The following is a 14,301-nucleotide window of genomic DNA, read 5'->3' on the forward strand; positions in this document are numbered from 1 at the left end:
GCCGATAGTCCTGAGGGCAAAGGAAAAAACGGCTTTTAAAAGGAGAATGACAATGCAGCTGAACCTGCTGGAGAAAAGAATGAGCAACATCCGGTTGGTACCCAAAGTGGTGCTGCTGATGGTGTTCAGTACCCTCCTGCTACTGACAAAACTCTGGTTTGACGCCAACAATCTGGAAGCGACCCTGCTCAGCGAAGGGCTCGATCCCGCCAAGGCGGATGCGATCTCCAATCGCCTGCTCTGGACCGGTCTGATGGAGACCGCCATCATGGGGCTGCTGTTCGTGATCCTGCTGCTCACCGGCTCCCGCCTGATGGTCAAGCAGGTGCACTATCTGGTGAGCCTGCTGGAACGCTTCGCCAAGCGGGACCTCAGCCACAAGGTACTGCTCAAGTCTCGTGACGAATTCGGTGACATCGCCAAGGCGGTCTCCCACTCGCAGGAGAACCTCAAAGAGGTGTTTGGCAACCAGCGCGCCGCCTGCAAGGAGCTCAACGACATCGCCTCCCAGGTGACCCTTTGCATGGAAGAGGCCAACGAAGCGATCAACGAAGAGTTCACCCAGATCGAACAGCTGGCCAGCGCCATGAGCCAGATGGTCGGTGCCATTCGCGAAGTGGCCGCCCATGCGGATCAGGCCTCTCACGCCACCGCCGAGACCAGCCAACTGGCGGAAGAGGGGAGCCGCTGCGTCGCCGACACCGTCAGCACCATAGACACCCTCTCCGGCAACATCCAGCGCTCCGCCACCGTGGTCAACGAGGTGGAGCAGGGGGTCGAGCGCATTGGCTCGGTAGTCGACACCATTCGCGGCATCTCGGAGCAGACCAACCTGTTGGCACTGAACGCCGCCATCGAAGCGGCTCGCGCCGGTGAAGCGGGTCGTGGCTTTGCCGTGGTGGCCTCCGAAGTGCGCGAGCTGGCCAACCGGGCTCAGGCCGCCACCGTCGAAATCCAGAAGATGATCGAACAGCTGCAGGGCAATGCCCATCAGGCTGGCGAGCTGATGGCCCAAAGCGTACAGCAGGCCGACAAGGGGGTGGAACAGGTGACCCAGGCCGGTACCCAGCTCGCCACCATAGTACAGCGGGTACAGGGTGTCGCCGACATGAACCGCCACATCGCCGCCGCCTCCGAGCAACAAAGCTCGGTCGCCGAAGAGATGCGCGGCAATCTGGAGCAGGTCAAGCAGATCGCCGAAGGCTCCGTCGTGGTGCTGCGCGAACTGCAAGAGGCCTCCGAGCTGGTCGAGCAGCACAGCAAGGAGCTCGACAGCCAGATCCAGTCCTTCAAACTCGTCTGACTGTTTTCATGCCCCAATCCGGTTAGACTGGAAGGCCCCTTGAGGGGGCCTTTCTCATTTCCAGCGCACGGCAAGGAGCCAATATGCAGCAGAATGCAACGCACCCACCACTCGAGCTCAGTGACGACAAGGGGCGGCTCGATGTGCCGCTGATCCACCGTTTTCTCTCCGAAGAGGCCTACTGGTGCCGCGGTATTCCCCACAGCACTGTGGTGCGGGCCATCAACCACTCCCTCTGCGTTGGCGGCTATGTCGACGGTCAGCAGGTTGCCTTCGCCCGGGTCATCACCGACAAGGCCACCTTTGGCTATCTGGCCGATGTCTTCGTGCTGCCTGAGTACCGCGGCCGGGGTTACAGCAAGGCACTGGTGGCAACCATTGTCGACCATCCCGAGTTGCAGGGATTACGTCGTCTCGCTCTCGCCACCTCTGATGCTCACGGCCTCTATGCCGGTTTTGGCTTTGCGCCCCCAGCAAGTCCAGACAGCCTGATGGAGATCTACAACCCTGCCATCTACCAGCGCACCTGATTGACTGGCGGCCAATAATTCCCACCGGATCATGCTTCTCGCCCCTGCGCTGTGACGCGGGGGCCTGACAGTGCTAGATTGGCAGCCACCATTTTGAACCGGCAGCGTTGTTAACCTCGTGTCGTTAACCCGCTGTCGTGAACCACAAGGACGGCAACCGTGGCCCAGCACTCTCCCTCTTTCTCCGCCCTCTCCCCCCTGCTGCAAGAACAGGCCGAGCGCCAATGGCAGCGACTGGTCGAGCTGGCCCCCGACTATGGCTCGCTGCCCGAGCCCGTTCGCCAGACCCTGCAGACCCTGCTCGGCCTCTCCGATTTTGTCGCCGACTCCCTCTTCAAACAGCCGGAGTTGCTGACCGAGCTGCTCGCCTCCGGAGATCTGGAGCGCTCCGAACGCTGGCCCGCCTACCAGCGCGATCTGACCGCCCTGCTCGCCGAGGTAAGCGATGAAGAGGCGCTCAAGCGTATCCTGCGCCAGTTCCGCCGCAGCCGCATGCTGGTGATCGCCTGGCGCGAGCTGCTGGGCCATGCGGCGGTGGAAGAGAGCTTTATCCATCTCACCAAACTGGCGGATGCCCTGATCTGCTCCGCTCGCGACTGGCTCTACGCCAAACAGTGCAGCGAGCTGGGCACCCCGATGGACGGCAATGGCAACCCGCAGCCGCTGCTCATTCTCGGGATGGGCAAGCTGGGAGGTGGCGAGCTCAACTTCTCCTCGGATATCGACCTTATCTTCACCTTCCCCGAGAACGGCTACACGGTCGGCGGGCGGCGCGAGCTCGCCAACCAGCAGTTCTTTATCAAGCTCGGCCAGCGCATCATCAACGCCCTTCACCAGCCCACCCAGGATGGTCAGGTGTTCCGGGTTGATATGCGACTACGCCCGTTTGGCGATGCGGGGCCGCTGGCCATCTCCTTCGCCGCCATGGAGGATTATTACCAGCACCACGGCCGCAACTGGGAGCGCTACGCCATGGTCAAAGCGCGGGTACTGGGGCCCCAGTGCGAGCACGCGGTGGAGCTGGCCGAGATGCTGCGCCCCTTCGTGTTTCGCCGCTATATCGACTTTGGCGTTATCGACGGCCTGCGCCAGATGAAGGCGATGATCGCCGCCGAGGTGCGCCGCAAGGGGCTGGAGGGCAACATCAAGCTGGGGGCTGGCGGCATCCGTGAAGTGGAGTTTATCGCCCAGGCGCTGCAACTTATTCGCGGCGGCCGTGAACCGGCACTGCGGGTGCGTCACCTGCCGGAGGCGCTGGCCGCCATCGCCCAATGTGGCGCCCTCGAATCTGCCCATTGCGACCGCTTGCTGACGGCCTATCGCTTCCTGCGCCGGGTCGAAAACATCTTGCAGGAGATCGGCGATCAGCAGACCCAGACCCTGCCCACCGAGGAGCGGGATCGCCAGCGGCTGATCGCGGCTCTGGGTTTTGCTGACTGGGACGCCTTTATGGCTCATCTGGATGAGGAGATGGCAGCCGTCCATCAGGAGTTCGCCGCCGTGGTGGGGGAAGAGAAAGAGGCCCCCGCCCATCTGGAGCAGCTCTGGCTCGATCTCTGGCGCACCGAGCTCGACGCCGCCGAGCTGGAAAAATTGCTGACTGCGCAGGGGGTGGCCGAGCCCGCCCCGCTCTGCGCCGCCCTGCTGCGCTTCAAGGAGGAGTACAAGCGCCGTCAGGTGGGGCCGCAGGGGCGCATCGCACTGGACTGGCTGATGCCGGAGCTGCTGCGGCTGGTGGTCGCCAGTGAGCAACCTGCTCGCCTGTTCGAGCGGGTGTGTGAGCTGCTAACCCGCATCTTCACCCGCAGCGCCTATCTGCAGCTGCTGGCGGAGAACCCGGGTGCCCTGCGCCAGCTGGTACGGCTGTGTGATGCCAGCCATCTGGTGAGCGAGCAGCTGGCCCGCTACCCCATCCTGCTGGACGAGCTGCTCGATCCCCAGCACCTCTACCACCCCACCCCGCTCGATCAGTACAAGCCCCAGCTGCGCCAGTTCCTGCTGCGCATCCCCGAAGAGGACGTGGAGCAGCAGATGGAGGCGCTGCGCCAGTTCAAACAGGTGCAGCTGCTGCGCATCGTGGCGGCCGACATCGCCGGCGCCCTGCCGCTGATGAAGGTGAGCGACCACCTCACCTGGCTGGCGGAGGCGATCACCGAAGAGGTAGTCAATCAGGCGTGGGCCCAGATGAGCGAGCGCTACGGGGTGCCGCCTGAGGTGGCGGTGAGCGGCCAGCGCGGCTTTGCGGTGGTGGCCTATGGCAAGCTGGGCGGCATCGAGCTCGGTTACGGCTCTGATCTCGACCTGGTGTTTCTGCACGGCGGCGACCCCAACAGCTACACAGATGGTCGCAAGCCCATCGACAGCCGCCAGTTCTACCTGCGCCTCGCCCAGCGGATCCTGCACCTGTTCAGCACCCGCACCCCCTCCGGCATCCTCTACGAGATCGACATGCGGTTGCGCCCCTCCGGCGACTCCGGCCTGCTGGTCTCGTCGCTGTCGGCCTACGAGCAATACCAGCAAAACGAGGCATGGACCTGGGAACATCAGGCGCTGGTGCGGGCCCGCCCCATCTATGGCGATGACGCCATTGTTGCCGAGTTTGCCCGTATCCGCCGTGATGTGCTGGCCAAGGAGCGGGATCTGCCGACCCTGGCCCGCGAGGTGCGCGAGATGCGCCACAAGATGCGGGATCACCTGCTCAAGGCGGGGGCTGGCGAGTTCGACCTCAAGCAGTCCCCCGGCGGCATGGTGGATATCGAGTTTATCGCCCAGTATCTGGTGCTGGCCCACGCCTGCGGCGAGCCCGATGCCCTCACCCGCTGGTCCGATAACGTGCGCATCTTCGATGAGTGCGTGATGGCGGGGGTGCTGACCCTGGAGCAGGCGGAGGGGCTGAAGCAGGCCTATCTGGAGATCCGCAACCTCGGCCATCGCCTCAACCTCTCGGAGATCTCCCGCAAGGTGAGCGACGATCAGCTGCAAAACGAGCGCAGCCATGTGCTCGCCGTCTGGCAAACCCTGCTGGGGGAGTAATTCCCGCCAGCGGCAATGCAAATGGGCCCGCCTGAATTGCTTCAGGCGGGCCCCTCTCTTCTCTCCTTACGGCTGCTCAGCCGTGATCCATTACCGTCTCCACCAGCATGCTGTTGAAACGCTGATAGGCCTCTTCCTCAAGGAGCCCCGGATAGCTCAACACCCGCAGGGCATGACCTTGATAGTCAGGATGATAGGGTGGGTGGAGATGGGCATAATCGTTGAGACAAAAGCCCAGCCCCTGATAGAAGCGCAGACGGCGAATGGCAATCTCATCCTCTGGCGGATCGATCTCGAGAATGACGGTTTTGCCTGCCCGCTCGCAAAATTCGGCCAGCAGGCGGCTACCGTAATTGCGGCCGCGCAGCGCCGGATTGATGGCCAGATGTTCGATATAGATCTGCTCGCCACACGCCCACCAGAAGATGAAACCGAGCAGCAGGCCGTCCTGATAAAAGATTTGGCAGTGATAGCGAGGATCCCGCATCTTCTGGGGCTGATGCTGTGACTGGCGCTGCTCGTAGCGGGGAAAACTCTCGCCATAGATCTGCCAGACCAGCGGCCACGCCGGATGGTTTACCTCTCTAATCACTTCACTCTCAATCATCAGAACTGCCTCTCGTTTATTTTGCAGAACGTTCATCTATACATGAAAAGTTCTACCACATCATCCTCTGATGAAATAAAAGCCAGAACGCCAGATTAGCGGGCGCCATCCGGTTGCGAGACAAACTGCTGCTGGCTGCCATCTGGCAGCAGCGCCAGCACGCTTTGAGCGGCCAGTTTGATCCCTGCCAGCTCGGTGGCCGGGCCGAAGTTGGCAATCAGTCGAGTGCCATCGGCAAACTCGCTCTGCTGCACCACGCCTCTTTTATCGAGCCAGCGAAAACCGGTGAGGGACTGGTTGTAGAGCCGCTCATGCAGCGGGCGGAAGAAGGCATCGAGCCCCCTGAGGTAGGGAATGCGCACGCTGGCGCTATCCAGACTGAGGTTGAGCAGGGGCGGCACGTTGTAGAGCTGCAGCAACAGCTCGGTCACCTGACGGCTCTCCCTGAATTTGAGGCTGTCCATCGTCCAGTGGTGGGTGGTCACTATGCTGTCGTGAAAGACGCTCTGGAACAGCGGCAACCGCAGCGCCGGATCAAAGTAGAGTCCCTGATACCCGGGCTTGAGGTGGCTCTGGCGAAAGAAAAATGCAGGCTGATAGTCGGGATACCAGGCCCCCAGATAGTAGGGAGAGCGCTTGTTGCGGCGCATATCGGGATCCTGCCAGCCAAAGCCGCTGGTCTGGGGGCCGTGGGCAAAAGCCGCGGTGCGGTTGGCTACCGCGCCGCCCTCCTCGGAGCCCACCAGCACCCCCTGACTCCTGGCAATCCACGCCATCCCGGCCATCCGGTTTTGCGCATCCTGCGCCTGACTGGTCGGCTTGGCCGGGTCGAAGTCGTCAAACACCATGCCGGTCGCCGCTACATCGAGGAACCAGCTGTTGTAGTGGCTTGCCTGCTGCAACCAGGGTACGCGCTGCTCCATCACCGGACGCACGCAGGCCTGATTGGTGTAGACGCCGCTGTTTTGAAAGCCGCTCTTGCGCCGTCCATTCTCCAGCATGATGCCGCAGCGCAGATTGATATCCTGCCCCATCTGGGCGGTGAGCCAGCTCTGCTGGCGATTCCCCTCCGGCAGCGCGGTATCGTAGGAGTCGTAAGGGGCGATGAGATAGCCCGCCTGTTTGGCAAATTCAATCCCCTCTGGCGCAGCAAAACCGGCGGTCCACTGGGGCAGCCCCAGCCAGAGTTTGGGTAGTCCAGCCTGCTTGAGAGCAGCGATCATCTTGGCCGAGCTGCCATCCCCCCAACTCTGCGGCTCGTTGAGCGCAGCCCCCAGTTGCATGGCCGCCAGCGTGCGCCGGGCAGCGAAATCGGCCGGTTGCTGACCCGGATGGCGCAGCGCCAGCGCCTGCTCAACTCCGGCCAACACTAGATTTTGCAGGTAGCGGTTACGGGCCAGATCGGGCGCTTGCAGCGCCGTTTTGTTCTCCCCCTTGAGCCAGTCGGCGGGGATCAGGCGGCGCAGCGCGGGCCAACTCTTCACATCCTGTGGCACCAGCAGTCGCTCGCCCCAGAGGTAGAGGTGAGAGGCGCCAATCAGCCGCTTGCCATCCGGTACTGCCGCCAACTTGCTCTCGAGCGAGACCAGCTCGCCCCGCTCCTGCAGCCAACTGCGATAGACCTTGGCCGCCGCCAGCCAGTCGTTGCCCGGCTGCTGCGTCACCACCACTTCATAGGGGTCGGCCAGATTGAGGCGATTGACGCTATGGGTCGCCGTCAGGGCAATACCATCTTTCCTCGGCGTAAAAGTGAGCCGGTTGTTGAAGGGGTTGGCAAAGAGGATCGCCAGCTGCTGATCCCCGTGATCCAGCCCGACCAGCGGCAGGGTGAGATTTTCGGTGGTATTGATCCCCTGATACTCCTGCGCCAGCGCCTTGCGCCACGCGGGATGATCAACCGGGATGCGAAAACCCTCGTGGATCGGCAGCATCAGCGCCTGCGCCCCTGCCGGCACTCGCGGCCACACCAGCTCACCAGCACTCGCACGACTCAAGCTGAGGATCAGACGGTTGCCCTCGAGACGGGCAGAGGCTCGCACCTCGCCATCGGCACGAGTCAGCCAGCTGGCACGCTCCCCCTCCTGCTGCAGCGTGGTGACCGGTTGGCGCGGACCGGGGGAAGAGATGGCAAGGTGCTGGCCCGATGGCAGCACAGCCTCGGCCGCCAGGGTGGCGGGATCCAGCTCGATACGCCACTGATCATTGGCCAGGGTCAGCGCCTCGGCAGGCAGAGAGAACAGCGGCATCAACAGCAGCAGGCGGATCCGGCTCGCCAGCACGGGGAAAGAAGTCATGGTCGGTGATTCCTGATAAAAACGGGAGCCGCCATTGCAGCAGATCGGCAGGCTTGGATTGTCAGGCCAATGTCAGGATTAAGCACAGATTGGCGGCGGAGGCTTCTCTCAGCCATGTCCCGTTTAATAGCCCCCACCATCCACCGGGCAATTGTTGCAAATAACATCAACAAAAAGTGACAGTCATTGCACCAGCGAAACAATCTTTGCCAGAAGCAGCGACCCAATCCCCCGGCATCACTCCACCGGCCCCGCCTGACTGTGACTTAGCTGCAACACCAGCTGGCCGCGCTGACTGGTTTGCACCAACGAAAGGGTGCGCCAACTGTCGGGCGTGGCGGCAGGCCAACCCACCTTGCCATCCAGAGGCAGGCGGTTCCACCACAGCAGGGAATATTGCGGGCGGGCCAGCACCGTCTGCTCAAGCCAGAGCGGCGTACAAGAAGCGGGATTGGCGGGGGGATTGGCCACCGCCAGCGGCGAGCGGGAGAGCCAGTCCAGATCCTGCACCGCAGGCAGCGGCAACGCCATCTGCCACGCTTTGCCCGCCACCGTCAGCCGCAGCTGATAGAGTCCGGCTGGTAAAGGCGCCGGTAGATCGGCCCCCACGACCCTGACCCCTTTATTCTCTTCCGCCTCCCACTGGGCACCTTCCAACCGGTTGCGACCAGCGGGATCGACAAGTTCAGCGACGGTGATGGGCCCCTCCCCGGTCAACTGCACCCGATAATCCCGCAGCAGCGGCGCATCGCGCTGGATCAGCTCAAGGCGCAGCTCGCTCACCCCATCAGGCAGAGTGAGCGGGAAATCCTTGCCGCAGTGCTGGGCACTCAGCGCGGCCAGCATCCCCTGCCAGCTACGGCGCTCGGCATCGCTGTTAAGGGCAGGCCAAGCCTGCTGCAAAGATTGCCAGGCGTGCCGGTTATCCCCCTGCAACAGCGCCAAGGTAGCCGGTTGCAGCGGGTCGGCGCGTTCGGTTTCCAGGAGGCGCTCGGTTGCCATCACGCTGCTTGCATTCAAAAGGCCGCCGCTTAGAGCCAACAGCAGCCCAACCAGCGTTGCACGCTTCACGCTGTCACCTCCAGCCGGTAGCCGATACCGCGCACCGTCTCGATGGCCAGCCCAGGCAGCTTCTGGCGCAGTTGCAGAATATGGGTATCAACGGTGCGGGTGGAAGGAAACGCCTGATAGCCCCACAACCGGTTGAGGATCTCCTCCCGGCTCAGCACCCGCCCCGCCATCCGCACCAGCAGGGTGAGCAGGGCAAACTCGGTGGGGGTAAAGCTCACCTCCGCATCCTGCCAGCTCGCCTGCATCCGGGCGGGATGAAGCTGCAAGCCGCCCACCGCCTGAGTGCCATCCCCCAGCTGGCGCAGCTGAGCCCGGATCCGCGCCAGCAGCTCGTCGTGGGAGAAGGGCTTGGTCAGGTAGTCGCGCGCCCCCGCATCGAGCCCGGCCACCCGATCGCTCACCTCCACCCTGGCGGTGAGCACGATCACTGGCAGCGCCTTGCGTGCCTGCCACTGGGGCAGCCAGTCGAGGGCATCCCCCTCCGGCATAGTGCGATCCAGCAGCACCAGATCCGCCGCCAGCCACTGCTGCTCCGCCGCAGTCAGGGTGTCGCACCAGAGGCAGCGATACCCCTCGCGGGTCAGATAGCGTTGCAGGTTCTCCGCCAGCAATGCCTCGTCTTCGACAAGCAAGATGGTCTTCATGATTCGGGGTCGCTCCAGAGTTGGCAGGGCAGCGTCAGGGTGAAGGTAGTGGGCGGGCCGGATAGGGCGAGGCGCCCGCCAAGACGGCGCAGCAGATGGCGCACGATGGTAAGCCCCAGCCCCAGACCATCGGCACGGGCACCGCGGCGCAGCAGGGTAGCGAGCCGGTAATTTGGCAGCTCGCCGCCATCGCTGACTGCGAGGCTCAAGCGCCCCGCCTGCCAGCTGGCACAGATCCGAACCGGCGCACGACCATGCTGGCTGGCATTGCGCAGCAGGTTGTCGAGGGCGAGATCGAGCCAATAAAAGGGGAGCGCCAGAGTCATCTCCCGCTCAAGGCAGAAGGTAGCGCCATGCCGCTCACAAGCCAGGGTGAGCCACTCGGTGAGACTGACCGCAACCCGCTCATCCTCGAGGGTCTCTGCCGCCAGATAGTGGCGACTGGCCTGCGCTAACTGATGCAGACGGGCGACACTGCCCAGCAGCTGACCCACGCTCTGCTGGGCGGAAGGGGGCAGCCGGTCGAAATCGTGGCGCAGCTCCTCGCTGATGCCAGAGAGCGCCATGATGGGAGTACGCAGCTCGTGGGTCAGCATCTGCAATGCGACGCGCCGCTCCCGCAGCAGGCACCAGCGCTGCCAGCTGGCCCACCCCAGCAACAGGATAAAACCAAGCGAGCTGGCCAGCGCCAGCCACTGCCAGTCAAGCGTGGGGCGAGTATTGAAACAGATCGCTCCGACTCGCTCTTCACAAGTACCAGCTGTGCGGCTATCCAGCGTCACGCCAAGCCGCTCGGCCAGCGGTTGCCACTGCCCGGCACCATAACGGCGCCACTGCCCATCGGCAAGCACCCAGATCTGACCCGATTGCAGCAGCCAGCGCTCGCCCCTCAGTAGGGCGTCGAGGTTGTCATCATCAAGCTCGCCAAGCTGCCCCAACCGATCGCTCCGCTCCCGCACATGGAGCAGAGCGTCGAGCCCAGCCGCCGGATGATCAACCTGCCAGCGAGCCGCACTGGAGCCGCCCAGCGGATAGATTGGGTGAGCGGCAAACCAGCTGGTCGAGGGCTTAGCCCCTTGGCCACAAAGCGCCCTCAGCAGCGGCAGCCACTCGGCGGGTAAGTCATTATCTGTCCCGCACTCCTGCTGATAGCGATAGATGGCCTGCAGCTGGCGCAGCGGATAGCGCTGCCAGGCGGGATAGAGGGAGTCGGGAGCAATCAAGCGCCGGTCGAGCCGCTGCACCTCGTCAAGAGGCAGCGCCTGTTCGGGAGCCTGCCTGGCCAGCTCGCCAGCCAGACGATCCGCCAGCTGCCCGGCCAGCACGGGATACGCCATGCCGTAGCAGATCAGGGAGCAGAGCAGCAGGATCAGGCGCATGAGTTCAACTCGAGATGACTCCGGATGAAGGCGCAGCAGATCACTGCGCCATAAAAAATGTCAGCGCCATTTTTCAATGGCGCTGACATCCGGTCAACCGCTAACGGCATTGGCGCGGCTCGCGCCAGCCCATATGAACCGTCACCTATTTGAACAGTCCCTTGAGCAGCTGGTCAGCCACCCCTTTGACGGCTTCATTGTCGGCCTTGTCACCCAGCAGCTTCTTGAGGCCGCGTTCGGCCTCCTTGCGCGCCTTATCCTCCAGCAGCTTGTTGTTGCTGAGCAGCGCCTTCACGTCGAGCTGATAGCTGGGAGCCTGCCAGTGGCCGCCGATCCGCACCGGAATGGTGATCTCTTTGAGCTCATCCACATCCTTGCCCCCCTGCCCCTTGCTGCTCTCGACAATGGAGGTGAGGAACAGGAAGTCGAGGCTCTCCGGCACCAGCGCAGTCTGCCCCTCCCCCTTGACCCGCAAGGCGGGGGCAAAGAGCTGGATATCCTTGCTGCGGGCGATGCCATCGGCAATCTGGAAGCTGGCGGTCAGAGCGCTGAAGTCGGTCTTGCGCGCCTCCTTCACCTGCTCGGCCCCCTTGCCGGTGAGGGTGGCCCGCGCCTCGCGGATCATCTCCGGCAGGTTGATGCCATGCAGGGCGCCGTCGCTCAGCTTCAAGGTAACCTTGCCCTGCATTCCGTTGCGCAATGCCAGAGAAGAGAGACCACGCCCCTGCACCTGCACATCGAGATCGCCCTTGCCCTCCAGCAGATCGCTCTGGGCCAGAGTCTGCAGCAAGGGACGAATGCTCACTCCGTCCACCTGCTTGTGCACCTTGTAGGTGGCGGGTTTCTGGCGTGCGTCGAGAACCCCTTTCGCGCTTACCTGACCGCCAGCCACGGTCGCGCTGAACTGTTTGAGCGTCAGCAGTCCCTTGGCCAGAGCCACCTGCAGATCGACAGCGCCGAGATCCAGCCCTTTCAGGCGCAGGCTGGCAAGTTGCAGCCGACCATCCAGATCCACCCCCTTGAGCGCGCCCAGATCCGGTTCAACCGCGGAGAGGGCTTCGCTCTTGCCGGTTGCCGCTTTATTGCCACTTGCAGCGGTATTGGAAGCACCGACCGCCGGTTTGTCCTCTTTCGCCTGTGCGGTCATGGTCGGTGCCGATTTGGCGAGCCATTTGTCGAGATCCAGCTTCTCCCCCTTGAGATCGAAGCTGATCGAGGGAACAGCGCCAAGCTGCACGCTTCCATCACCACTCAGCAGCGCCTCATCAGCACTCATCACCAGCTTGCTCAGGGTAATCAACTGCTTGTCGAGCTCGGCACGGGCAAAACCGGCCAGTTTCAGCTTCATCTGCGGGCGCGGCAGCGCATCACCTTCCAGCGCTGCTGTCAGCACCATATCGGAGAGTTCGGCCAGCTTCATCTCTTTATCGAGCCGTCCCTTGAGTGTTCCTTCCAGCGAACCAGCCAGTGAAGCTTGCTGCCCCTCTACCTTGGCCCCCTTCAGCGCCAACGTGAGGTTGCTCCACTCACCAAGGGCCAGTCGGTCTGCCTTGATGGAGAAACTGTCGAGTCGCAGGGACGGGTCACTCAGGCTGCCACTGAGGCTCAAGTCTTTCAGTTCACTGGCCATCACCTCCTGCGCCAGCTTGATCTGGGTCTGCCCTTTAACATCGAAAGCGAGCTTGTCGGCACTCCCCTTGGCGGCCAGCGTCACGGGTACCCACTGACCGGTGGCCAGCTGCCCCATATCGAGATCGAGGCGATCCAGTCGCAGCGAGGTGCCGCTGCGATCATCCTGTACCAGCGCACTGGCCTGGGAGAGCGCGACACCCTGCAAGCTGATCTGCCAGGGCTTGCTATCAGCGGTTGGCGCAGGGGTTGCGGGGACGACCGGTTCGCTTGCATCAGCATTGGCATCCTTGAGCAGTCCGCTCAGATTGGAGCTGCCATCCACCTTGGTCTGGATAAAGAGATGGGCGCCACTCAGGGTCACCTTGCCGATCTCCAGGCGATGGGAGAGCAGCGGCAACAGGGCCACCGAGGCCTCCCCCTGTTCGAAACGAACCAGATCCGGCTCGGCAAAGCCGGCCGGATTGCGCAGAGCCACCTTCTCCAGCGAGAGGCCAAGACTCGGCCAGAAACGCCAGTCAATCTCCCCCGCCATCACCAGTTCCCGGCCCGTGCTCTTGCGCACCTGTTCAGCCAGTTGGGGCTTGAATTGATTGGGGTCGATAAGGCTTATCAACGTCACTATGGCCAGCAAGGCCGCCACGGCGATGCCGAGCAAGATGAGAACTATCTTCTTCACGATATGCTCCTTGAATCCGGATCCACTGCAGACTATATCACTCACCGTCTGACGAATGGCGTCTGCGGGACAAAAGTGGACAAGGATGAGACAGGTATGGTCGCTGCCAATCCCCATATCATCAGCAGGGATCAGGCTTGCAAAGAGGATTGCTGCAGCCGCGCCATAGCGGTGCGCGTCGACTCGAAAGCAAAGCGGGACAAGGGGATATCGCTGATCTTCAACCACTGACAGGCGGCCACATCGTCAGCCGGCTGGATGACCGGTTTTTCACTCAGCCTGATGGCAAAGAAGGTGTCACAGGTGTGATAGGTAATGCCATCGTAGGGATAGATATTGGGGAAGGAACCAAGATAGGTAAAAGGTTGAGCGCTGACATCGAGTCCCAGCTCCTCCTGCAACTCGCGCACCAGCGCTACCTCCAGCGACTCGCCGGGATCGACAAATCCTCCCGGCAGATCCAGCAACCCCTTGCCCGGATTGCGGGCACGCCCCGCAACCAGCACCTCATCCTGCCAGCAAAGCGCCACCATTACCGCCGTCGCCACATTCTGGAAAAAATGAAAACCGCAGCCACAACGAAGCTCTTTGGGGCTGACGCTCTGCAGGGTTTGACCGCCGCATTTTGGACAAAACATGGGCTATATCCGACGAAATAAAGCGCCATTTTAAGCTGTTGCGACCGTTTTTTATGAGTAAAACAGACGGGGAAGACGAGGAATTCAAAGGGATAGTAATAAAACGGGGCAATTATCAGGCTATTTGCTGATTTTCAGACAATAAAAACCCCGCTCGATGAGCGGGGTTTCTTGTATTGGGTGCCTGGCAGTGTCCTACTCTCGCATGGCGAATGCCACACTACCATCGGCGCTACCGCGTTTCACTTCTGAGTTCGGCATGGGATCAGGTGGTTCCACGGCGCTATGGCCGCCAGGCAAATTCTTAATCTAGAAAGCTGACGTGAGTAACGACTTTGCTAGTTTGCTTTGTCATTACCACTGAATTTGAGTAGTTCGTTCATTCGCTACAAGGCCCAGAACACTTCTTGGGTGTTGTATGGTTAAGCCTCACGGGTAATTAGTATGGGTTAGCTCAACACGTCGCCGCGCTTACACACCCCACCTATCAACGT

Annotated in this window: 10 protein-coding genes and 2 rRNA genes; 3 read left to right on the forward strand and 9 right to left on the reverse strand. The window is 62.2% G+C overall.

What is annotated here, in order from left to right; translation table 11 throughout:
- Positions 1 to 52 precede the first annotated feature (52 nt).
- The 3 genes from AB5Y73_RS14100 to glnE all read left to right on the forward strand — a co-directional run bounded on the left by AB5Y73_RS14100 (position 53) and on the right by glnE (position 4,866).
- Complete coding sequence (locus tag AB5Y73_RS14100) at positions 53 to 1,303, forward strand: methyl-accepting chemotaxis protein (protein ID WP_107683472.1); 1,251 nt, start codon at positions 53 to 55, stop codon at positions 1,301 to 1,303.
- A gap of 83 nt (positions 1,304 to 1,386) precedes the next feature.
- Positions 1,387 to 1,833, forward strand: coding sequence for a GNAT family N-acetyltransferase (locus AB5Y73_RS14105; RefSeq protein ID WP_064339507.1), 447 nt, complete (start codon positions 1,387 to 1,389; stop codon positions 1,831 to 1,833).
- Between the two features lie 159 nt (positions 1,834 to 1,992).
- Positions 1,993 to 4,866: a bifunctional [glutamate--ammonia ligase]-adenylyl-L-tyrosine phosphorylase/[glutamate--ammonia-ligase] adenylyltransferase gene (gene glnE, locus AB5Y73_RS14110; protein ID WP_181497100.1), complete on the forward strand. Its 2,874-nt coding sequence runs from the start codon at positions 1,993 to 1,995 to the stop codon at positions 4,864 to 4,866.
- Positions 4,867 to 4,942: 76 nt separating this feature from the next.
- Here the strand turns inward: glnE and AB5Y73_RS14115 are convergent, their stop codons facing one another.
- The 9 genes from AB5Y73_RS14115 to AB5Y73_RS14155 form a co-directional block, all read right to left on the reverse strand.
- On the reverse strand, positions 4,943 to 5,473 hold the full coding sequence (locus tag AB5Y73_RS14115) for a GNAT family N-acetyltransferase (RefSeq protein ID WP_069651902.1): 531 nt from the start codon (positions 5,471 to 5,473) through the stop codon (positions 4,943 to 4,945).
- A 95-nt stretch (positions 5,474 to 5,568) separates the two neighbouring features.
- The gene (locus tag AB5Y73_RS14120; protein ID WP_368148102.1) at positions 5,569 to 7,767 is read right to left on the reverse strand and encodes a glycoside hydrolase; all 2,199 of its coding nucleotides are present in this window, start codon (positions 7,765 to 7,767) and stop codon (positions 5,569 to 5,571) included.
- Positions 7,768 to 8,004: 237 nt separating this feature from the next.
- Positions 8,005 to 8,838 carry a DUF2861 family protein gene (locus AB5Y73_RS14125; RefSeq protein ID WP_107683475.1) on the reverse strand — a complete coding sequence of 278 codons (834 nt, stop codon included), beginning with the start codon at positions 8,836 to 8,838 and terminating at the stop codon, positions 8,005 to 8,007.
- A complete protein-coding gene (locus AB5Y73_RS14130; protein ID WP_368148103.1) occupies positions 8,835 to 9,482 on the reverse strand; it encodes a response regulator transcription factor in 648 nt (215 codons plus the stop codon). Before AB5Y73_RS14130 ends, AB5Y73_RS14125 begins: the two co-directional genes overlap by 4 nt.
- The gene (locus AB5Y73_RS14135; RefSeq protein ID WP_279499422.1) at positions 9,479 to 10,861 is read right to left on the reverse strand and encodes a DUF3404 domain-containing protein; all 1,383 of its coding nucleotides are present in this window, start codon (positions 10,859 to 10,861) and stop codon (positions 9,479 to 9,481) included. Before AB5Y73_RS14135 ends, AB5Y73_RS14130 begins: the two co-directional genes overlap by 4 nt.
- Before the next feature lie 145 nt (positions 10,862 to 11,006).
- Positions 11,007 to 13,169 (reverse strand): AsmA family protein, encoded by a 2,163-nt coding sequence (locus AB5Y73_RS14140; protein WP_279499421.1) that lies wholly within the window; start codon positions 13,167 to 13,169, stop codon positions 11,007 to 11,009.
- A 131-nt stretch (positions 13,170 to 13,300) separates the two neighbouring features.
- Positions 13,301 to 13,807, reverse strand: coding sequence for an NUDIX domain-containing protein (locus AB5Y73_RS14145; protein ID WP_107683479.1), 507 nt, complete (start codon positions 13,805 to 13,807; stop codon positions 13,301 to 13,303).
- Between the two features lie 182 nt (positions 13,808 to 13,989).
- A 5S ribosomal RNA gene (rrf, locus tag AB5Y73_RS14150) occupies positions 13,990 to 14,104 on the reverse strand.
- A 121-nt stretch (positions 14,105 to 14,225) separates the two neighbouring features.
- A 23S ribosomal RNA gene (locus AB5Y73_RS14155) occupies positions 14,226 to 14,301 on the reverse strand; the annotation flags it as partial.

The sequence above is a fragment of the Aeromonas sp. s7(2024) genome, from assembly GCF_040907825.1.
GTDB lineage: Bacteria > Pseudomonadota > Gammaproteobacteria > Enterobacterales > Aeromonadaceae > Aeromonas > Aeromonas veronii.

What these genes read in the sequence shown, in the direction of transcription:
- AB5Y73_RS14100 (WP_107683472.1), top strand. Translation starts at nt 53, where the DNA reads ATGCAGCTGAACCTGCTGGAGAAAAGAATGAGCAACATCCGGTTGGTA.
- AB5Y73_RS14105 (WP_064339507.1), top strand. Translation starts at nt 1,387, where the DNA reads ATGCAGCAGAATGCAACGCACCCACCACTCGAGCTCAGTGACGACAAG.
- AB5Y73_RS14115 (WP_069651902.1), bottom strand. Translation starts at nt 5,473, where the DNA reads ATGATTGAGAGTGAAGTGATTAGAGAGGTAAACCATCCGGCGTGGCCG.
- AB5Y73_RS14120 (WP_368148102.1), bottom strand. Translation starts at nt 7,767, where the DNA reads ATGACTTCTTTCCCCGTGCTGGCGAGCCGGATCCGCCTGCTGCTGTTG.
- AB5Y73_RS14130 (WP_368148103.1), bottom strand. Translation starts at nt 9,482, where the DNA reads ATGAAGACCATCTTGCTTGTCGAAGACGAGGCATTGCTGGCGGAGAAC.
- AB5Y73_RS14135 (WP_279499422.1), bottom strand. Translation starts at nt 10,861, where the DNA reads ATGCGCCTGATCCTGCTGCTCTGCTCCCTGATCTGCTACGGCATGGCG.
- AB5Y73_RS14145 (WP_107683479.1), bottom strand. Translation starts at nt 13,807, where the DNA reads ATGTTTTGTCCAAAATGCGGCGGTCAAACCCTGCAGAGCGTCAGCCCC.